The organism is Microbulbifer maximicatervae (SeqCode), assembly GCF_052467825.1.
Genome location: NZ_CP174327.1, coordinates 1,980,001 through 2,000,860 on the forward strand (window position 1 = coordinate 1,980,001; position 20,860 = coordinate 2,000,860).

Sequence of the window (20,860 nt, forward strand, 5' to 3'; positions counted from 1 at the left end):
GCTAGGCCAGCATGGCGATTGGTTGTCCATGTTTAAGGTTGTAGGCTGGGGACTTAGGCAAATCCGGGTCCCTAAGGCTGAGAACTGATGACGAAGCCCACTTAGTGGGTGAAGTGGTTGATGCCCTGCTTCCAGGAAAAACTTCTAAGCTTCAGGTAATAGTGAATCGTACTCTAAACCGACACAGGTGGTCAGGTAGAGAATACCAAGGCGCTTGAGAGAACTCTGGTGAAGGAACTAGGCAAAATGGTACCGTAACTTCGGGAGAAGGTACGCCGGTTTTGGTGATGGGACTTGCTCCCTAAGCTGAGGCCGGTCGAAGTGACCAGGTGGCTGCGACTGTTTATTAAAAACATAGCACTCTGCAAACTCGTAAGAGGACGTATAGGGTGTGACGCCTGCCCGGTGCCGGAAGGTTAATTGATGGGGTTAGCTTCGGCGAAGCTCTTGATCGAAGCCCCGGTAAACGGCGGCCGTAACTATAACGGTCCTAAGGTAGCGAAATTCCTTGTCGGGTAAGTTCCGACCTGCACGAATGGCGTAACGATGGCCACGCTGTCTCCACCAGAGACTCAGTGAAATTGAAATCGCTGTTAAGATGCAGTGTACCCGCGGCTAGACGGAAAGACCCCGTGAACCTTTACTACAGCTTTGCACTGAACTTTGAGCCTATTTGTGTAGGATAGGTGGGAGGCTTTGAAGCAGCGACGCTAGTTGTTGTGGAGCCGTCCTTGAAATACCACCCTGGTATGTTTGAGGTTCTAACTCTGGTCCGTTATCCGGATCGAGGACAGTGTATGGTGGGTAGTTTGACTGGGGCGGTCTCCTCCCAAAGAGTAACGGAGGAGTACGAAGGTGCACTCAGCATGGTCGGAAATCATGCAATGAGCATAATGGTATAAGTGCGCTTGACTGCGAGACAGACATGTCGAGCAGGTACGAAAGTAGGTCATAGTGATCCGGTGGTTCTGTATGGAAGGGCCATCGCTCAACGGATAAAAGGTACTCCGGGGATAACAGGCTGATACCGCCCAAGAGTTCACATCGACGGCGGTGTTTGGCACCTCGATGTCGGCTCATCACATCCTGGGGCTGAAGCCGGTCCCAAGGGTATGGCTGTTCGCCATTTAAAGTGGTACGCGAGCTGGGTTTAGAACGTCGTGAGACAGTTCGGTCCCTATCTGCCGTGGGCGTTGGAGATTTGAGAAGAGTTGCTCCTAGTACGAGAGGACCGGAGTGAACGAACCTCTGGTGTTCCGGTTGTCACGCCAGTGGCATTGCCGGGTAGCTATGTTCGGACGGGATAACCGCTGAAAGCATCTAAGCGGGAAGCCTCCTTCAAGATAAGATCTCCCTGAGGCCTTGAGCCTCCTGAAGGGCCGTGGAAGACTACCACGTTGATAGGCTGGGTGTGGAAGCGTTGTGAGGCGTTGAGCTAACCAGTACTAATTGCCCGTGCGGCTTGACCATACAACAGAGATGGTTACTAACGACTAGCTAAGCTAGCGGATTGTGAGTTAGAGACATACGATCGCTTGCGGTGTATTACTACAGATTGTTTTACCGACTTATTTGGGGTTATCGCCGGTCAATAACATGACCGAGGTAAACAGCGATAACGCGGCAGGCCAAGCACTTTGCTTATAAGACCAACGCCAACCCAAGCCAGTTTGCCTGACGACAATAGAGTTGTGGAACCACCTGATCCCTTGCCGAACTCAGAAGTGAAACGCAACATCGCCGATGGTAGTGTGGGGCTTCCCCATGTGAGAGTAGGTCATCGTCAGGCTTCTAATCCGAAAAGGGCCACCCAATAGGGTGGCCCTTTTTTTATGGCTGAAAAATATTTAAAAAACAAAAAGCAAAAAACAAAAAGCAAAAAACAAAAACAAAAAAGCTAAGAAAGGGAAGGCTGAAATTACTCAGTAGAAATTAAATAGAAAAAATAAAAGTAATTCTGAAAAACTTTAATGCTCAACTTTCTATTTAAAAAATCAGTCAGTAATTAAAAAAAGAAAAACCTAAAACTAGCTGAGCAGCTTAAACAGACGCTCTGCTAAAAAGCTTATAAAAATAGGTCTTTACATACTTCCGTAGCACTTATATAAAAAATCATCCAACAAAAATAACTCGCGTAAAACTCAGAAAAGTACCCATACCACTCCCGCCAAAAATTAAAATTAGCCCATAAAAATATCGGTGATTTTTTAGTCTCTGCAGTAATCCCCTGTAACCACGGGGCCTGCAGCCCGTTTATTAAAGTTATGCACAACTCTATCCAGACTTTCTGTTAGTAACCGCTGGCTGTGGAAATCCACGCAAAAAGTGCTGCTTTTTTACCCGTCTTCAATAGAGCCAAGCAACCACGGGGCTGGCAGGGGATATCCCGGAGTTATACACAACTCTATCCATGGTTTCTGTTGGTAACAAAGGCGCCATAAAACGGACATCAGTTATTAACAGTGTTATGAGCGGTAAATCTGTGGATTACTGCGGCTGATTGGTACGCCAGTATGCGAAAGAAGAAAAATTTGGGGATAAAAAAGCCCCACCAGGTGGGGCTTGGGTGGGCTAGTAAGCAAAGGCGTTATCTGGAACGAGGTCAAAGTTCATATCATTCAAACTGAGGTCTTCTAGTGGAACCAGCTCGGCAGGGAGAGCAAAGCGTCGTGCGGCATTGTTCTGGTGCCAATCCAATACTTCAATGTCTGCTGACTCTTCTTGCTGTAGGTCTTGTAAAAAGGTCTTCAGCTCAGTGGTGCTCGCAGTAATTAGCGACTGGTAGTCGTAGGTTCCCAGTAGTTTAACGAAGCGGTATTCATCTGTGGCATCTTCAATACGCAGCCAGGCCTGCCCATTGGAATTACCATCCTCGCCGAGAATAACCGGGCCGTGATCATCGTCGAACACTGGAACGAGCTGATAATCGGGAACAGGTAGTATTGTCCCAACCCAAACCCAACCAGAGAGGCTGGTGCGGCTTAATTGCCATTCACAGAGCCATACCGTCTGATCATCGTCTATGCGAAATTCCCGGTACTCCCTTTGGCTTAAATAGTTGTCAAAGCTCACTTCGGCATTGGGGTTATCTTTACGAAAACTATGAAGCTGTTGTGTCATTTCATAGTTTACTTCCCAATGCTTTTTCAAGCGCCACTGCATTGGGTATTGGCCCCACTCAACGATATATTCTTCGTGCTCGCGAACAGTTTCGACTACGCGCCAAAAGGCGCCGTCAATAAGAATGCAGGTATCCCCGAGCTTACAGCCCGGTGCAATGATGCTGCATTCAGGTGAGGCTTCGGATGCACTCACTAAGTGTTCGCTACGCCCTTCAATAACGTCATACCAGGGAAATCCGTGACGCAATGGTGGCGGGAATGCCAATGGCGGCCGACCGCCAAGTAATCGTCGGAAGAGAACCGATTTTTCAATTTCAAGATCAGAAAGTGTATAGCCTTCCTGTTGTGTGATTTGGCCCCAGGCAAAGGCGGCTCGGATTAGGTGTTTTTCTCGGTCTGAAAAGCTCATGGGTGCAATCATGGGCAAGTAAATAAGAAACCATACCACTGTGCAGGGGTGGGCGCTAATGCAAATGCAATTATCTGCCTTTTGTTGGATGACGACACCTTAGGAGCAGTTCGATACACTGGTTGGGATAAATTCGTTGGATAGGGGGTTGGCAGTGGTTTGGATACAGAGGTTTGCGATCTTCGCGATCAGCTTGTTTATAGGGCTATCTCCAGCAGTTGCAGAAGAGAGAGAAGAGAATAACTTCGAGTCCTGCTACCTGGACGGCTGGAGCCATGCTCTGCACTGTACAACGATACCGGTTGGTGGGGGAGAAGCTGCAGTAGATCTAGCGGTAATGGTAGCCCCAGCAGTTAATGACATTGGACTGGAGCCACTTTATTTACTGGCCGGTGGCCCCGGTCAGGCAGCCAGTTATCTGACCCCGATTCTAAATGCCTTATATAAAGTCAATCAGAGTAGGGCGATCGTTCTTGTCGATAGGCGCGGCTCGGGTTACTCGGCTGCATTTGACTGTGGGATCGACGGAGAAGTCCATATGGATCTGGAGGCGGTCACCGATCAATTCTCAACTTGCTACCTTGAAAACTCCTCCTTTGCGAAAGCGCTGCATAGCCGTCAAGCGGTTGATGATCTGGAGGAAGTGCGCCTCCAGTTGAGACATAAAAAAATTGCTTTGTGGGGAGGTTCTTGGGGAACTCGCACCGCGCTTCTTTACCAGCAATGGTATCCCGAAAGTTTAAGTGTCCTGATCCTGGATGCCGTAGCCCCGATTGAGTCAAAAGTTTTTCTTACTGCGCAAGCTGCTGAAAAGGCGCTGCTAAAATTGGAGAAAGACTGCAGTCAGGATCCGGTGTGCTCCGAATTTGGCGATTGGAGATCTGACCTGGATAGCTTGCTTAGGGACTGGGATGGAAGAGCATCGAACTTCCCGGACCCCCACTCTGGTCGCACAATGGAAACAAGTGTTCCCCGTAGCTTCATACAAAACCTGATAAGGACCGCGCTCTACGCACCTGAAACGGCAGCGCAGTTACCATACGCTATTAGCCAGGCTGAGGAGGGTAATTATTTACCGCTATCGGGGTTGGTTGGACTTTTATCTGATGATGGAAGTATGTCTATGGGGCTCACCTTATCGGTTGCTTGCGCTGAAGAATTAAATCGCACTACAGAGGAAGAGCTGGCTGCAGATATTCGCGATAGCTTTTTAGGTGATGCTTTTTTTGAGATTTTTGCTGAGGGTTGCAAGGTGTGGCCCGTATCTCCTATCACTTACGAAGTCCCGGAAGAAAGAAATCATCCTGTGTTAATTATTTCCGGGGAAGCTGACCCTATTACCCCACATTATTATGCGGAACAAAGCTTGGGGTATCTTTCAGAATTAAAACAGGTAGTGGTTCCAGGTGGTGGACATATCAATAGTATGCGCGGTTGTATACCAAAGCTAATAGATGATTTTCTAAAATCTCCACTTGCTTCTTTGGATAGTGATTGTATTGCGGATATTCAAAGACCACCTTTTATGGCGGGTGCTTTTGGACCTGAAATTGATAAAGCGGTATCCAGTGAGTTGCTATCGAGCCAAGGGGATAACAAATGATTGCTGTTAAATCTATTCACAAGCAATTCTCTGGAAAGAAAGTACTCAAAGACCTGAATTTCAATATACCTGATGGCCAAATAACCGCTTTGCTGGGGGCTAATGGAGCCGGTAAAACTACATGCCTCAGAATTATAACGGGGTTGGTAAAACCGGATGAAGGTACAGTAATTGTTAGTGGGCTTAATGTGGCCGAAAAGCCATTAGAAATAAAGCGGCAATTGGGCGTTGTCGGCGATCGTGAAGGCTTGTATGAACGACTTACTGTAGCGGAGTACTTATCATTTTTTGCCAGTGCGCAGGGATTATTTGGGGCAGAGCTTAAGCGCGCATTGAATTCTGTTCGAGAAGAGCTGGAATTAGAAGATTTGTGGCAACGTCGGACAAAAGGCTTTTCCCAGGGGGAGAGAATGAAAGTGTCGCTGGCGCGGGCACTAGTTCACCGGCCTACGCATTTGATACTCGATGAACCGACTCGCGGGCTTGATGTCCTTGCAGCGAGACTGCTGCGGAAAACACTTCTGCGGTTGCGCTCTGAGGGCGTAGCCATTTTATTTTCCAGCCATATTATGGCTGAAGTTACTGAGTTGTCAGATAGAGTATTGGTGATGGCTAACGGTGCTATTGTCGATAGTGGTACCCCCGATGAGCTTGTAGAACGCACAGGCTGTAAAAACCTGGAAGATAGTTTCGTCACTCTGGCTTACGGGGTTAAAGGGGAGGTGATGGCATGAAATTTTTAAACCTATTATTTACTCCCGCCATGTCTGCTCTTCTGAAGAAGGAGTCTTTAGAGGTTTGGCGTGACCGGCGAGCACTGTATTTATCTTTGCTGTTTGCCATTTCATTTCCCGGAATGATCGCATCGATGACTCTGTTTATGTTTAAGTCCCAAGGGGAGAGGACATTTCAGCTAGCGTTGTTAGGCGGGCAGGATTTACCAGTATTAGAGCAGCAGCTGAGTAAAGGGCGGGTGGAACTGGATAGCCTGTCAGAAGGGGACCCGATAGCTTTACTTGATGAAGGTTACGATGCAGTTGTGAAAATTGATGAAGGTTTTTCTACCGATTATCGCAATTTCCGCAGCCCCAAGGTTTATTTGTATGTTGATAGCTCCGATCGTTTCAGCGGGCAAGGCGCGAGTCATGTTCAACAAAAGCTGGGTGAGCTACAACAGCTCATTGTTCAACAAAGAATGGTCGCTAGGGGAGTCCCACTAAAAACAATAGCACCCTGGCAAGTCCAGGTTAGGGATGTCAGTACCCCGTCTACCCGCAGTGCCTGGATTGTTGGTTCAATACCGACACTCTTGATAATGACGCTGTTTATAGGTTGCCTGTCCTCGTCCATTGATGCCTCTGCCGGTGAGCGGGAGAGAATGAGTTTTGAGGTATTACTGCAACAACCTCTGGCCGCCTGGCAGGTGGTCCTGGCAAAGGTGCTCGCTGTAGCCAGTATCAGTTGGTTATCTTCAATTCTCGCGTTAGTTTCGCTAATGGCTGTTTTTCCATTTTTGCCCTTGGCTGAAATGGGGATACAACATGCAACTACGCTGAGTGGCATGGTTGCTATGGCGCTAGCCCTGCTCCCACTGGCTCTATTGGTTGCCGTACTGCAAATATTGTTAGCGTTGCGTTCCCAGTCATTTAAAGATGCCCAAACTCAATTGAGTATATTGCAGATTTTACCTGTCACTATGTTGTTAATATTGGATATGTCATCCATAGAGCTAGAGGAGCCTGCCTGGCAGTTGGTCCCGCTGGTCGCGCAACAGCAGTGGTTTAAGGCTCTACTGGTTGGGGATACGGTCTCCATATCTCTGATGATCGCTGGCTCACTAGTCAGCCTTTTGTTGGTTGTTGGGTGTATATTAGGCGGTGCCCGAGCGCTGCAGCGAGAGAGTCTGCTCGGAGCTACCTAGCTTACTGATTTAGCGAGTTGTACTGGTATGAGTGACTTTCGTGAAGGGTTATTAAGTATCAACCTGAGGTCTATAGCAGATAACTATCAGGATCTGGCTAATCGCTTGAAAGCCGGCACCCGGTGCGGTGCTGTGGTTAAAGCGGATGCTTACGGCTTGGGAATGGCTCATGTTGCACCGGCGCTATACGCTCAGGGATGCCGCGATTTCTTTGTGGCCACCCAAGTCGAGGGGGAGCGCTTGCGCAGTGACCTCGGCAACGATGTGAATATAGTTATTTTTACCGGTGTCAGGCCTGGTGCTGAACTAGAGTGCGCTCGCGCGGGTTTGATCCCCACATTGTTTACTCTGGATCAATTGAAGAGCTGGGTTGAAATCTGCGAGAAAGCTCAGTTGGAGGCCCCTTGCGCCGTAAAAATTGATACCGGCATGACTCGGCTGGGATTGACCCCAGATGAGTTCGAATTGCTGCTCAAGGACCGCCCTCTCTTAGAGTCCGCCGATGTTCGGATGTTCTTCAGTCATCTTGCCTGTGCAGATCAGCCCCAACATCCGCATAACAAGCTTCAGTTGAACGAGTTTAAGACCGCGGGCGATCGCTTGCGGGAACTGTGCCCGGATATTCAGCTCAGCCTTGCGAACTCATCCGGCATCTTTTTGGGTGAGGACTATCACTTTGATATTGCCCGACCGGGCTCCGCACTATACGGCCTTAACCCTATCCCTGAGGCTGAAAACCCGATGCGTCCAACGGTGACTTTGGGCTTGCCAATTGTCCAAAAGCGCTATGTCAGTCAGTCCCGGTCTGTGGGGTATGGTGCGACCCAGGAAGTTCCCGGAGATAGTTGGCTTGCGGTAGCTCGGGGTGGATATGCCGATGGCATTATACGAGCCCAAGGGGGGCGGGGGCGCGGATGGGGGCACGGCCGCCCTCTGCCAATTGTCGGGCGTATATCAATGGACTCTACCACTTTCGATATTTCGGGTCTCAGCGAAGAGGAGCGGGACTCCCTTCAGTCGATCGAGATTCTCAATGACCAGCTTACGGTGGATGAGGTCGCTGGGTATGCCGGGACTATCGGTTATGAAGTCCTGACGAGCCTCGGGCATCGCTATGGCCGCCATTATGTAAAAGGTTGAACAAATTGCAGGACGTCGCCGCAAAAACACCATTAGAACAGCTTCGCCCGGTGCTGGAGCTTCTGGCGGATGGGGAAATACACTCGGGAGAATCCCTCGGGAGTGCGCTTGGTGTCAGCCGAGCCGCTGTTTGGAAACAACTACAAAAGCTCGAGAGCTACGGCCTGACGCTTGAGTCTGCTAAGGGGCGAGGTTATCGCTTGCCGGGAGGTCTCGACCTGCTATCTGAGCAGACTGTTACCGCTCAGCTGGATGGTTCAGCCCGAGCGCTACTGCGCGAGTTGCAGGTTTTTGATGAGTTGAGTTCAACGAACTCCCTGTTACTGGAGCGTTTTGAAGAAGGTAAGGGACACGCTGTAGCGATTCTCGCCGAGCGGCAAAGTGCCGGTCGGGGCCGCCGTGGTCGCAACTGGGTCAGCCCCTATGCCACAAGTATCAGCCTCTCAGTGGGCTGGGAGTTTAATGGCGGTGTACAAAGCCTGGAGGGGTTGAGTCTTGCCGTCGGTGTTGCTGTGGCAAAAGCGCTCGAGCGTTTTTCTGTACCGGGCGTGCGCCTGAAGTGGCCAAATGATGTGTGGTGCCAGGGCCGTAAATTGGCCGGTGTATTACTTGAGCTAAAAGGGGATTTAACCGACCGCTGTTCAGTGGTTATCGGTATTGGATTGAATAATGGTCTCAACGCAAAGACAGCAGAGGAGATTGATCAACCATGGGCTGATCTCCAGCAAGTCCGTCCTGGTATTGGCCGCAGTGAATTAACTGCGGCGATACTCAGCGAGCTGTTACCGATGCTGGAAACTTACCCGGAATGGGGGTTCGCCACTTACCGGGAATCATGGTCAACCCTAGACCAGTTTGCCGGGCAGCCAGTTCAGTTGCGGTCAGGTAATTTGAGCTGGGAAGGTGTTGCGGCCGGTGTCGATGAAAAAGGAGCCTTGTTACTCGACACTGATAAAGGGCAAAAGTCATTTCATGGGGGGGAAATCTCGTTGCGGGGGCAGGTGTGATTCTAGAGCTGGATGTCGGCAATACACGGGGTAAGTGGCGCTACCTGGTCGAAGGCGAGGTGATAGCCCGTGGTGATATCGAAACTGGGCAGTTGCGCCAGCAGGTTTTGCCTGAGGGTTGGGCAGACTTAACCCCCTACCGTTTTCGGGTAGTGAATGTCGCCGGTCCCGTTGTTGCTGAATTCTTGAGTCAGGTGGCCCGAGACCTGTTCACACTGGAGGCTGAATTCTCTGCAGTGGCACCTCAATGTGCCGGCGTTATCTGTGGGTATGAAGACCACTCCGCCCTGGGGGTGGATCGGTGGCTGGCAATGTTGGCGGCCTACCAGCAATCTCCCCGAGCATCATTAATTGTGGATTGCGGCAGTGCGGTCACCTTAGATTTGCTGGACAATAGCGGGCGCCACATTGGGGGATATATCGTTCCCGGTTTCGGATTGATGAATCGCGTTCTCAGTGTCGATACCCATGCAGCAAAGAGTCGTGAGGCACTGGCCCTGACAAAAACATTGGGCGCGGGACGCAATACCAATGAGGCGATAAACCGTGGCCTCTTGCTGATGGTGTTGGGTGCGGTTGATCGAGCAATGGAAGAATTGCAGGTCCACTCCGGTTCCCTCCCTTTATTGTGGTTAACCGGTGGAGATGCGCAGTTGCTCTCCGCAGTTTACCAGCACGAACATCGCCTGGTTCCTGATTTGGTGATGGATGGGTTGGCCCTTAGTAATCCATAAAAATTTACTCTGTTATGCGCTGGATAGCCCTTTCTTTAGTTGCCCTGAACGCTGTGCTTTTTGCCTGGTATATGTTGGTAGCGCCATCTCCGCAGTTAAGTAGCGGCAAGAGCCCGATCCCTCTCGAGTCGGAGGGAAAGAAAATTACCCTCGTTAGCGAAATATCCCCTGAAGAGCTGCCTGCTCCAGAGAAGGCTGGGGCACTGAGTAAGGAGTCCTTTGAGGTTGAGCAGCTTTGTACGCTGTTGGGGCCTTTCGCGGAGGAGTACCAGGGCGAGAATCTCTTGCAGCGAATCCGGTCCCTTCAGGTTAAGGCCGAACTGCGTGATATAGAAATGCAGGGGCAGATGCGCTACTGGGTATATCTGCCGCCACTGAGTTCGAGGCGGGAGGCCTACAACCGCTTGCGTGAACTACAGTCTCAGGGGATCGACAGCTATGTCATTCCCAAAGGCGCATTGGAAAATGGCATTTCATTTGGGATTTTTAGTGAGCGAGCCCGAGCTGAGTCCCATACTGCCGTTTTGAAGGAGAGAGGGGTTACCGCGCAGTTCAAGGAGGAGCCGCAAACCTATATGGAGCGGTGGATAGTTATGCCCCCTGGCAGCACAGAAAGTCTTGCAGAAGAATTTTGGCGACAACTGCAGCGTGAATACCCGGACCTGGATCGGCGCCCAAATCTTTGTTCTGAAGTACTTGGCTAACAAAAAAGCAGATTTATCAGAAAATCACCAGTAGGCGTCTCGAATCGCTGTTTTTTTCAGCAGGTTGGAATAGGCGACATAAAAAATATGATTTATCTGCAAAAAGGGTGTTGCGTGTCGAGATAAGTTCCCATAGAATCCCGCCTCCATTGACGAGGGTGACTTAACAACTTCGGCAATGAACGGGATAGGGCTGGCGTAGCTCAGTTGGTAGAGCAGCTGACTTGTAATCAGCCGGTCGGGGGTTCGACTCCTCTCGCCAGCTCCATTTTCATCCCGTTGCTGTCAAAATTAGGTTTCGCTGCTAAGTATGTGAAATTTAAAGAAAAATTGTTGACAGCGCAGCGAGATGTGTAGACAATGCACACCGCTTTGAGCAGGGGTTCCCGAGTGGCCAAAGGGATCAGACTGTAAATCTGACGCGAAAGCTTCGGTGGTTCGAATCCACCCCCCTGCACCATATTACACCTTAGGGTGTTGCGCGAAATCGAATGGTTTCGCATGGAGGTCCCGAAAGCGGGCATAGTTCAATGGTAGAACCTCAGCCTTCCAAGCTGATGATGCGGGTTCGATCCCCGCTGCCCGCTCCAAGTTTTGGGGTTGGTTGGAATGCTCTCCAGGGTGCAACATTTTAAGATGCCGTTATCGGCAAGATTTTAGCTCATGTAGCTCAGGGGTAGAGCACACCCTTGGTAAGGGTGAGGTCGGCGGTTCAAATCCGCCCATGAGCTCCATTTTATATGACCGCAAGAGTGAAAGCTCTTGCGGTTGTTTGTGTCCGGGGTCGGATTTTCCGGGTCGGATGTGCATGTTCTGGACGTGGGTGGTGCCGTTATCGGCTCGCCTATATATAGGAGGCTGCAATGGCAAAAGAAAAGTTTGAACGTTCCAAGCCCCACGTGAACGTGGGCACCATCGGTCACGTTGACCACGGTAAAACCACCCTGACCGCTGCTCTGACCCGCGTATGTGCGGAAGTTTGGGGCGGTGACGCTGTTGCTTTCGACGGTATCGACAATGCGCCGGAAGAGCGTGAGCGCGGTATCACCATCGCTACTTCTCACGTTGAGTACGAGTCCCCGACTCGCCACTACGCGCACGTAGATTGCCCGGGACACGCCGACTACGTTAAGAATATGATCACCGGTGCTGCTCAGATGGACGGCGCTATCCTGGTATGTTCCGCAGCTGACGGCCCCATGCCGCAGACTCGTGAGCACATCCTGCTTTCCCGTCAGGTAGGTGTACCTTACATCGTTGTATTCCTGAATAAAGCGGACATGGTAGACGACGAAGAGCTGCTCGAGCTGGTAGAAATGGAAGTTCGCGAACTTCTGGATCAGTACGAGTTCCCAGGTGACGACACTCCGATCATCGTTGGTTCCGCTCTGATGGCCCTGAACGGCGAAGACGACAACGAAATGGGTACTACCGCTGTTAAGAAGCTGGTAGAGACTCTGGATGAGTATATCCCTGAGCCAGAGCGCGCTGTAGATCAGCCGTTCCTGATGCCGATCGAAGACGTATTCTCTATCTCTGGCCGTGGTACTGTTGTAACTGGTCGTGTTGAGCGCGGTGTGATCAACACTGGCGACGAGATCGAAATCGTTGGTATCAAAGAAACCACCACTACTACTTGTACTGGTGTTGAAATGTTCCGCAAGCTGCTCGACGAAGGTCGTGCTGGTGAGAACATCGGCGCACTGCTGCGCGGCACCAAGCGTGACGAAGTAGAGCGTGGTCAGGTACTGGCTAAGCCGGGCTCCATCACTCCGCACACCAAGTTCGAAGCGGAAGTGTACGTACTGTCCAAGGACGAAGGTGGTCGTCACACCCCGTTCTTCAAAGGCTACCGTCCTCAGTTCTACTTCCGTACTACCGACGTAACTGGTGCGGTAGAGCTGCCGGAAGGTACTGAAATGGTAATGCCGGGCGACAACATTCAAATGGTTGTTACCCTGATCGCTCCGATCGCCATGGAAGACGGCCTGCGCTTCGCTATCCGCGAAGGTGGTCGTACCGTAGGTGCGGGCGTTGTTGCTAAGATCATTGAGTAATCTTTGATTTCTGCATCACAATATTCTATGTGGTGCACCAGGTGGGAGAGTTCCTGTAGCTCTCTCATCTTTGAGTGCGAAAGTACTCACACTGTACAGGCCAGTAGTTCAATTGGTAGAGCACCGGTCTCCAAAACCGGGTGTTGGGGGTTCGAGTCCCTCCTGGCCTGCCATTTTTAATCACTCCGCTTAGATAAGCTTAGGGGTGTCGCAAAACCCTACTTGTCAGTGGGGCTTTTGTGTTTATGAGCGCTAAAAGATTATCTATAGTGCGCTAAGGGCTTCTTATATGAATGCTAAAACAGAAGCGAAAACCTTTCGTCTTGACGGTCTGAAGTGGTTGTTAATAGTGCTGCTGGTGGGCGGTGCTGTTGCAGGCAATTCATATTACGCCGAATTCCCTTTGTTTTACCGAGTGTTGGCAGTAACTGCCATCTGTCTGGTAGCTCTGGTTGTGGCTGTAAATACCGCCAAAGGCAATGCGTTGTGGCAACTGTTGCGCGAAGCGCAAACTGAAGTCAGGCGTGTGGTTTGGCCGACCCGCCAAGAAGCAACCCAGACCACAGCGATTGTGGTTGTTTTCGTGTTGATTATGGCGCTTATCTTGTGGGCGCTTGATTCAGCTCTGGGTTGGGCGGCTTCCAAATTTATCGGCTAAAGGTTGATACATGTCAAAGAATTGGTATGTGGTCCAGGCTTACTCGGGCTATGAGAAGCGTGTCGCCAGCTCCCTGAAAGAGCGCATTGAGCTGAACGAAATGGACCACCTGTTTGGTGAAGTCCTGGTTCCCACGGAAGAAGTGGTTGAGATGCGCGCAGGGCAAAAGCGTAAGAGTGAGCGCAAGTTTTTCCCGGGCTATGTCCTGGTAGAAATGGAATTGAATGACGATACCTGGCACTTGGTGAAAGAAACTCCCCGAGTGCTGGGTTTTATCGGCGGTAAGGCGGATAAGCCAGCCCCGATTACTGACCGCGAAGCGCAGGCTATCCTGAATCGCATCGACGATTCCGCCGATAAGCCCAAGCCCAAGACTCTGTTTGAACCCGGTGAAATGGTTCGAGTTATCGACGGTCCGTTTAATGATTTCAACGGTGTGGTTGAAGAGGTTAACTACGAGAAGAGTCGCTTGCGAGTGGCTGTGTTGATCTTCGGACGTTCCACCCCGGTTGAACTGGAGTTCAGTCAGGTAGAGAAGACCTGATTCCAGTATAAATTTTTTGCCCCCTTTCGCCGCGAGGTGGAAGGGGGTTTTCGCGTCCCCGAAAAATGAGTTTTCATTTCGGGGTTCGGGGAGCTTGCTCTTAAACCTTATGGTTGAGTGGCGGGCGTTAATACCCAACTAGAGGAGAGCTGTAATGGCTAAGAAAGTAGAAGCTTATATCAAGCTGCAAGTTAAGGCCGGTCAGGCCAACCCGAGTCCGCCCGTTGGTCCCGCACTGGGTCAGCACGGTGTGAACATCATGGAATTCTGTAAGGCGTTCAACGCCCAGACCCAGAGCCTCGAGCCAGGTCTGCCAGTTCCAGTTGTAATCTCTGTATACAACGACCGCTCCTTCACCTTCATCATGAAGTCGCCGCCCGCCGCTGTACTGCTGCGCAAGGCTGCCAAGATCAAGAGCGGTTCCGGTCGTCCGAACACTGAGAAAGTGGGTAAAGTAACCCGCGCTCAGCTGGAAGAGATCGTAGAAATGAAGAAAGCAGACCTGACTGCATCCGACTTGGACGCGGCCGTGCGTACTATCGCCGGTTCCGCTCGCAGCGCCGGTATCGAAGTGGAGGGTCTCTAAGTGGCTAAATTGAGCAAGCGTCAGCGCGTAATCGCTGAAAAAGTTGAAGCTGGTAAAGCTTACGGCATGGAAGAAGCCGTAGCTCTGTTGAAAGAGCTGTCCAACGTTAAGTTTGCAGAAACTGTAGACGCTTCTGTAAACCTGGGCATCGACCCACGTAAATCCGACCAGGCTGTTCGCGGTGCAACTACTCTGCCGCACGGTACTGGTAAAGAAGTTCGCGTAGCTGTTTTCACCCAGGGTGCTAACGCTGACGCCGCTAAAGAAGCGGGCGCTGACTTGATCGGTATGGACGAGCTGGCTGCCGACGTTAAAGCAGGCAAGATGGACTTCGACGTAGTAATCGCTTCCCCCGATGCGATGCGCGTTGTAGGTCAACTGGGTCAAATCCTCGGCCCGCGCGGCCTGATGCCGAACCCGAAGACTGGCACCGTAACTCCAGACGTTGCTACTGCGGTTAAAAATGCCAAAGCTGGTCAGGTGCGTTTCCGCGCTGACAAAGGCGGCATTATCCACGGTGGTATCGGTAAAGTGGCTTTCGATGCGAACTCTCTGAAAGAGAACCTGGAAGCTCTGGTTGCCGACCTGAAGAAAGCCAAGCCGGCTTCTGCAAAAGGTGTATATCTGAAGAAGATCACCCTGAGCACCACTATGGGCCCGGGTCTGGTTATCGATCAGTCTTCCCTGAATATCTAAATATCACTGCGGGGTGTGATCACCTCTCAGTAAATCGAACTTTGGGGTCCACCTGAATGCTTCGGCAGAAGGTGGGCCGTCAAAGACCGTAGGTGTCAGGTGCGTTGAGGTTTAACGTGCCTGGCTTAATCCGAACTTCGGCCAGGTTGGCCATTGCGAGGTTCGAGCCTACGCAGACGGTGTCGCCCAAACCAGTATTTTTACTGGATTTGAGCTTTATGCACCGGAACGGATCGGACGTTTAAGTCCGGTTTTTTTCAAATCCAGGAGTGACACTATGGCTATTGGACTCGAAGACAAGAAAGCGATTGTCGCAGATGTCCAGCAAGCTGCTGAAGGTGCTCTGTCTGCGGTTGTTGCGGATTCCCGCGGCGTAACCGTGAATGACATGACCACTCTGCGCAAAGAGGCTCGCGAGAACGGCGTTTGGTTGAAAGTCGTCCGCAATACTCTGGCGCGTCGCGCTCTGGCAGGTACCGAATACGAATGTCTGACTGACAAATTCGTAGGTCCTAGCATCATTGCATTCTCTAACGAACACCCAGGTGCCGGCGCGCGCATCCTGAGCCAGTTCGCTAAAGGCAATGACAAGCTGGAACTGAAAGGTGCTGCCTTCGAAGGCGCGATCACCGACGTCGCATTGTTGGCAAGCCTGCCGACTTACGACGAGGCGATCGCCAAGCTGATGAGCGTGTTGAAAGAAGCATCTGCTGGCAAGCTGGTTCGCACTATTGCGGCCGTTCGCGACCAAAAAGAGCAGGAAGCTGCGTAATTTTTTCGCTAGAGCGAATCGCAGTTTCAAAACGAAATACGAGCAGCTACTGCTCAAACCAATTCAGGTACTGAATCATGTCTCTGACTAAAGAAGATATCATCAATGCTGTTGCCGAAATGTCCGTTAAGGATGTTGTTGAGCTGATCGAAGCAATGGAAGAGAAATTCGGCGTAACTGCTGCTGCAGCAGTTGTAGCTGGCCCAGCTGGTGGCGAAGCTGCCGCTGAAGAGAAAGACTCTTTCGACGTAATCCTGACCTCCCCAGGCGACAAGAAAGTGAACGTGATCAAAGTTGTTCGCGGCATCACTGGCCTGGGCTTGAAAGAAGCTAAAGGTCTGGTAGACGGCGCTCCGAGCCCGCTGAAAGAAGGCGTAAGCAAAGACGAAGCTGAAGCAGCTAAGAAAGAGCTGGAAGAAGCTGGCGCAGTTGTAGAACTGAAGTAATTCGGTTCTTGCGTCTCCCGCTAGCTGTCGCGTAAAGCGGCGGGTAGCGGTAAGGCTGGTGGACTTTTGTCCGCCGGCCTTTTTGCCGTTTGCGGTACTGAGGTTTTTACCGGTGCCGGCGGGATTTAAAAACCGTGGCAAACCTCATTTAACCATAGCGCAGTAGCGCTACCCAAAAGCAAGCGGAGAGGTTTCTGGCCAGTGCAGGCAAGTTGCATTGACCAGAGGCTTCTCGCCCGGAGGGGCTCTGGACTGGAGTCCCACGAAGTCTTGTCACTGATCAAGCTGGGGAATTTGAATGGCTTACTCATATACTGAGAAAAAACGTATCCGCAAGGATTTTGGCAAACTGCCTAAGGTCATGGATGTGCCCTTTCTGCTTGCGATACAGCTCGATTCTTATCGCAACTTTACACAGGCCGACAAGCGCCCCGACGACCGTATGGACGTTGGCCTGCAAGCGGCGTTTAAATCTGTATTTCCGATTGTCAGCTATTCCGGCAATGCCGCCCTGGAGTACGTAAGTTATACGCTGGGTAAGCCCGCTTTTGACGTTAAGGAATGTACCCTGCGCGGCGTTACCTATGCATGTCCGCTGCGCGTGCGCGTGCGTCTGATTATTTACGATAAAGAATCTGCGAATAAGTCCATTAAGGACATTAAAGAGCAGGAAGTTTACATGGGCGAGATTCCGCTCATGACCGACAACGGTACCTTCGTAATCAATGGTACCGAGCGCGTTATCGTATCCCAGCTGCACCGTTCCCCGGGTGTATTCTTCGATCACGACAAAGGCAAGACTCACTCTTCCGGTAAGCTGTTGTACGCCGCGCGTGTCATCCCCTACCGTGGCTCATGGCTGGACTTCGAGTTCGATCCGAAAGACCTGGTATTCGTTCGTATCGATCGTCGCCGTAAATTGCCAGCGACTATTCTGCTGCGCGCCCTGGGTTACACCTCCCAGGAAATGCTGGAAATGTTCTTCGAGACCAGCACCTTTGAGTTGTTGGAAGACCGTGTCAGCCTGGAGCTGATTCCATCCCGCCTGCGCGGTGATGTTGCTTCCTTTGACATCAAAGACGGCCAGGGCAAGGTGATTGTCGAAGAGGGTCGCCGTATTACCCCGCGTCATATCCGCCAGTTGGAAAAGGCCGGCGTAGAAAAGCTGGAAGCACCGCTTGAGTACCTGTTTGGCCGTGTACTGGCGAACGACATCATCGATGAGTCCACTGGTGAGATCGCGATCGACTGTAATACCGAGATTACTGATGAAGTAATCGCCAAGCTGCGTGTACTGAACGTTAAGAGTTTCCAAACCCTGTACACCAACGACCTGGATCGCGGTCCGTTTATCTCCGACACCCTGCGTGCAGAGCCGTCTCGCACTGTGTTGGAAGCGCTGGTAGAGATTTACCGTATGATGCGCCCGGGCGAACCGCCCACCAAGGAGTCCGCAGAAGCGCTGTTCGAGAACTTGTTCTTTACCGACGAGCGCTACGACCTGTCCGCTGTTGGCCGCATGAAGTTCAACCGCCGCCTGGGTCGCGAAGATGAGACTGGCCCCGGCACTTTGAGCAAAGAAGATATCGTCGAAGTTCTGAAGACTCTGATCGATATCCGCAACGGTCAGGGCATGGTCGACGATATCGATCACCTGGGTAACCGCCGTGTGCGTTCCGTAGGCGAAATGGCTGAAAACCAGTTCCGCGTTGGCCTGGTACGTGTAGAGCGCGCTGTTAAAGAGCGTCTGTCCATGGCGGAGTCCGAAGGCCTGATGCCTCAGGACCTGATCAATGCCAAGCCGGTTGCCGCTGCCGTGAAGGAATTCTTCGGTTCCTCGCAGCTGTCCCAGTTTATGGACCAGAACAATCCGCTGTCGGAAGTGACTCACAAGCGTCGTGTTTCCGCCCTCGGCCCGGGTGGTTTGACCCGTGAGCGCGCTGGCTTTGAGGTGCGCGACGTGCACCCGACTCACTACGGCCGCGTATGTCCGATTGAGACGCCGGAAGGACCGAACATCGGTCTGATTAACTCCCTGGCTACTTACGCCCGCGCCAACCATTACGGTTTCCTCGAGAGCGCCTACCGCAAAGTGGTCGATGGCAAGGTAACTGATGAAATTGCGTACCTGTCCGCGATCAATGAAGCCAACTTCATTATTGCCCAGGCGTCTGCGGAAGTAGATGACAACGGTAACTTTGTTGATGACCTGATCAGCGTACGTCACCAGGGCGAATTTACCCTGAAAGCACCGGGCGAAATCCAGTATATGGATGTTTCCGCCAAGCAGGTGGTTTCCGTAGCTGCGGCGATGATTCCATTCCTCGAGCACGATGACGCCAACCGTGCATTGATGGGATCGAACATGCAACGTCAGGCGGTACCGACCCTGCGCGCTGAAAAGCCGCTGGTGGGTACCGGTATGGAGCGCACTGTAGCGCGCGACTCCGGCGTGTGTGTGGTTGCTAAGCGCGGCGGCATTATTGAGCGCGTTGACTCCAGCCGTGTGGTTGTTCGCGTGGCCGACGCTGAGGTGGAAGCCGGTGATGCAGGTGTGGATATCTACAACCTGACCAAATACATCCGCTCCAACCAGAATACCTGTATCAACCAGCGCCCGATCGTTAATACCGGGGATCGTGTAGTCCGTGGCGATATCCTCGCCGATGGTCCCTCTGTAGACCTGGGTGAGCTGGCTCTGGGCCAGAATATGCGTATCGCATTTATGCCCTGGAATGGTTACAACTTTGAGGACTCCATCCTCATCAGTGAGCGCGTTGTACAGGAAGACCGCTTCACCACCATTCATATTCAGGAGCTGACCTGTATTGCCCGCGATACCAAGCTGGGCAGTGAGGAAATTACTGCGGATATCCCCAATGTGGGCGAATCTGCGCTGAATAAGCTGGACGAGTCCGGCATCGTATACATCGGTGCAGAAGTAGGCGCTGGCGATATCCTGGTAGGTAAGGTCACTCCGAAGGGCGAAGCCCAGCTGACTCCAGAAGAAAAACTGCTGCGCGCAATCTTCGGGGAGAAAGCTTCCGACGTTAAGGACACCTCCCTGCGCGCGCCCAGTGGTACTCGCGGTACGGTGATCGACGTTCAGGTATTTACCCGCGACGGCCTGCAGAAAGACCAGCGCTCCCTCGATATCGAGAAGTCACAGCTGGACGAGGTCCGCAAGGATCTGAACGAGGAATATCGCATTGTAGAAGGTGCGACCTTCGAGCGTCTGCAACAAGCTCTACTGGGCCAAAAGGCCGCCGGTGGTAAGGGCGTTAAGAAGGGCGATGAGATGACCGCTGAAGTCCTCGCCGCTCTGCCGCGCGAAGACTGGTTCAAGCTGCGTATGGAAGACGACAGCCTGAACGATCAGCTGGAAAAAGCGGAAGCTCAGCTGAAAGAGCGTCGCAAGCTGCTCGACGAAGCCTTCGAAGACAAGAAGAAGAAACTGGAGTCCGGCGATGATCTGGCTCCGGGCGTGCTGAAAATCGTTAAGGTTTACCTGGCGATCAAACGCCGCATCCAGCCGGGCGACAAGATGGCCGGTCGTCACGGTAACAAAGGTGTTATCTCCGTAATCAAGCCCGTTGAGGACATGCCTTATGACCAAAACGGTGAGCCGGTAGATATCGTCCTGAACCCGCTGGGCGTTCCCTCGCGGATGAACGTTGGTCAGGTTCTGGAAATGCACTTGGGCATGGCCGCTAAAGGCCTCGGCGTTAAAGTCGACAAGATGATCAAGGAGCAGCAGGAAATCGCCAAGGTGCGCGGATTCCTGGAAGAGGTCTACAACTCCACTGGCGGACGCAAGGAAGAGCTTGACGAGTTCTCCGATGAAGAAGTCATGACCATGGCGCAAAACCTGCGTCGCGGTGTACCTATGGCGACCCCGGTATTTGACGGTGCCGATGAAAGTGAGATCAAGCAGCTGCTGCGTCTTGCCGATATCCCGGACTCCGGTCAGATCACCCTACACGACGGCCGTACCGGCGATGCTTTCGAGCGTCCGGTAACTGTGGGCTACATGTACATGCTGAAGCTGAACCACTTGGTAGACGACAAGATGCACGCGCGTTCTACCGGTTCCTACAGCCTGGTAACCCAGCAGCCGCTGGGTGGTAAAGCCCAGTTCGGTGGTCAGCGCTTCGGGGAGATGGAAGTGTGGGCGCTGGAAGCTTACGGTGCCGCATACACCCTGCAGGAAATGCTCACGGTTAAATCCGATGACGTGGAAGGCCGTACCAAGATGTACAAGAACATCGTGGACTCCGACCACCGCATGGAGCCGGGCATGCCGGAATCCTTCAACGTACTGGTTAAGGAAATCCGCTCTCTCGGTATGAACTTCGAGCTTGAGCACGAGTAAATCCGAACCCGTACCGAAGCCTGTTGGCAGGTGAAATGAGACAAGTGCCAGCGCCCCTCGAAGCAGTGGGGCAGCTGGCTAGCCCGGCG

16 protein-coding genes, 5 tRNA genes and 2 rRNA genes (1 of these 23 cut by a window edge) are annotated in these 20,860 nt (G+C 52.0%); 22 read left to right on the forward strand and 1 reads right to left on the reverse strand.

The genetic code is table 11. The annotated features are described in order from the left end of the window. Both ACJJII_RS08745 and rrf read left to right on the forward strand, forming a co-directional pair. Window positions 1-1,470: ribosomal RNA gene (locus ACJJII_RS08745) — 23S ribosomal RNA — on the forward strand (it extends 1,412 nt beyond the left edge of the window). 203 nt (window positions 1,471-1,673) lie between these two features. Beyond that, window positions 1,674-1,789: ribosomal RNA gene (gene rrf / locus ACJJII_RS08750) — 5S ribosomal RNA — on the forward strand. Window positions 1,790-2,571: 782 nt separating this feature from the next. Here the strand turns inward: rrf and ACJJII_RS08755 are convergent. Continuing rightward, a complete protein-coding gene (locus ACJJII_RS08755; RefSeq protein WP_444906491.1) occupies window positions 2,572-3,531 on the reverse strand; it encodes a hypothetical protein in 960 nt (319 codons plus the stop codon). Window positions 3,532-3,685: 154 nt separating this feature from the next. Between ACJJII_RS08755 and ACJJII_RS08760 the strand changes: the two genes are divergently transcribed. The 20 genes from ACJJII_RS08760 to rpoB all read left to right on the forward strand — a co-directional run bounded on the left by ACJJII_RS08760 (window position 3,686) and on the right by rpoB (window position 20,771). Beyond that, a complete protein-coding gene (locus tag ACJJII_RS08760) occupies window positions 3,686-5,134 on the forward strand; it encodes an alpha/beta fold hydrolase (protein ID WP_444906490.1) in 1,449 nt (482 codons plus the stop codon). After that, window positions 5,131-5,868 (forward strand): ABC transporter ATP-binding protein, encoded by a 738-nt coding sequence (locus ACJJII_RS08765; RefSeq protein WP_282934411.1) that lies wholly within the window; start codon window positions 5,131-5,133, stop codon window positions 5,866-5,868. The genes ACJJII_RS08760 and ACJJII_RS08765 overlap by 4 nt, the downstream gene beginning before the upstream one ends. After that, window positions 5,865-7,055: an ABC transporter permease gene (locus tag ACJJII_RS08770; protein ID WP_282934410.1), complete on the forward strand. Its 1,191-nt coding sequence runs from the start codon at window positions 5,865-5,867 to the stop codon at window positions 7,053-7,055. The genes ACJJII_RS08765 and ACJJII_RS08770 overlap by 4 nt, the downstream gene beginning before the upstream one ends. Window positions 7,056-7,082: 27 nt before the next feature. Next, window positions 7,083-8,195, forward strand: coding sequence for an alanine racemase (alr, locus tag ACJJII_RS08775; protein WP_444906489.1), 1,113 nt, complete (start codon window positions 7,083-7,085; stop codon window positions 8,193-8,195). 5 nt (window positions 8,196-8,200) lie between these two features. Beyond that, window positions 8,201-9,202 (forward strand): bifunctional biotin--[acetyl-CoA-carboxylase] ligase/biotin operon repressor BirA, encoded by a 1,002-nt coding sequence (gene birA / locus ACJJII_RS08780; protein WP_444906488.1) that lies wholly within the window; start codon window positions 8,201-8,203, stop codon window positions 9,200-9,202. Continuing rightward, the gene (locus ACJJII_RS08785; protein ID WP_444906487.1) at window positions 9,199-9,936 is read left to right on the forward strand and encodes a type III pantothenate kinase; all 738 of its coding nucleotides are present in this window, start codon (window positions 9,199-9,201) and stop codon (window positions 9,934-9,936) included. Before birA ends, ACJJII_RS08785 begins: the two co-directional genes overlap by 4 nt. A gap of 14 nt (window positions 9,937-9,950) precedes the next feature. Then, the gene (locus ACJJII_RS08790) at window positions 9,951-10,640 is read left to right on the forward strand and encodes an SPOR domain-containing protein (RefSeq protein ID WP_444918918.1); all 690 of its coding nucleotides are present in this window, start codon (window positions 9,951-9,953) and stop codon (window positions 10,638-10,640) included. A 192-nt stretch (window positions 10,641-10,832) separates the two neighbouring features. After that, window positions 10,833-10,908: transfer RNA gene (locus ACJJII_RS08795), tRNA-Thr, on the forward strand. Between the two features lie 108 nt (window positions 10,909-11,016). After that, a tRNA-Tyr gene (locus ACJJII_RS08800) sits at window positions 11,017-11,100 on the forward strand. A 56-nt stretch (window positions 11,101-11,156) separates the two neighbouring features. Continuing rightward, window positions 11,157-11,230, forward strand: a tRNA-Gly gene (locus ACJJII_RS08805). Between the two features lie 69 nt (window positions 11,231-11,299). Beyond that, window positions 11,300-11,374, forward strand: a tRNA-Thr gene (locus ACJJII_RS08810). Window positions 11,375-11,503: 129 nt separating this feature from the next. Beyond that, the gene (gene tuf / locus ACJJII_RS08815; protein ID WP_108731642.1) at window positions 11,504-12,697 is read left to right on the forward strand and encodes an elongation factor Tu; all 1,194 of its coding nucleotides are present in this window, start codon (window positions 11,504-11,506) and stop codon (window positions 12,695-12,697) included. A gap of 97 nt (window positions 12,698-12,794) precedes the next feature. Then, window positions 12,795-12,870 (forward strand) — tRNA-Trp (locus tag ACJJII_RS08820). Window positions 12,871-12,986: 116 nt separating this feature from the next. Beyond that, window positions 12,987-13,355: a preprotein translocase subunit SecE gene (gene secE, locus ACJJII_RS08825; protein WP_108731643.1), complete on the forward strand. Its 369-nt coding sequence runs from the start codon at window positions 12,987-12,989 to the stop codon at window positions 13,353-13,355. Window positions 13,356-13,365: 10 nt separating this feature from the next. Beyond that, window positions 13,366-13,899: a transcription termination/antitermination protein NusG gene (gene nusG, locus ACJJII_RS08830; protein ID WP_108731644.1), complete on the forward strand. Its 534-nt coding sequence runs from the start codon at window positions 13,366-13,368 to the stop codon at window positions 13,897-13,899. 154 nt (window positions 13,900-14,053) lie between these two features. After that, window positions 14,054-14,485 (forward strand): 50S ribosomal protein L11, encoded by a 432-nt coding sequence (gene rplK / locus ACJJII_RS08835; protein WP_108731645.1) that lies wholly within the window; start codon window positions 14,054-14,056, stop codon window positions 14,483-14,485. Beyond that, on the forward strand, window positions 14,486-15,181 hold the full coding sequence (gene rplA, locus ACJJII_RS08840) for a 50S ribosomal protein L1 (protein ID WP_444895283.1): 696 nt from the start codon (window positions 14,486-14,488) through the stop codon (window positions 15,179-15,181). It begins immediately after the preceding gene. A 277-nt stretch (window positions 15,182-15,458) separates the two neighbouring features. Next, window positions 15,459-15,953 carry a 50S ribosomal protein L10 gene (rplJ, locus tag ACJJII_RS08845; protein WP_282934404.1) on the forward strand — a complete coding sequence of 165 codons (495 nt, stop codon included), beginning with the start codon at window positions 15,459-15,461 and terminating at the stop codon, window positions 15,951-15,953. A 77-nt stretch (window positions 15,954-16,030) separates the two neighbouring features. Further along, window positions 16,031-16,399, forward strand: coding sequence for a 50S ribosomal protein L7/L12 (gene rplL / locus ACJJII_RS08850; protein WP_282934403.1), 369 nt, complete (start codon window positions 16,031-16,033; stop codon window positions 16,397-16,399). 298 nt (window positions 16,400-16,697) lie between these two features. Continuing rightward, a complete protein-coding gene (gene rpoB / locus ACJJII_RS08855; protein WP_444892716.1) occupies window positions 16,698-20,771 on the forward strand; it encodes a DNA-directed RNA polymerase subunit beta in 4,074 nt (1,357 codons plus the stop codon). The last annotated feature ends 89 nt before the right edge of the window (window positions 20,772-20,860 follow it).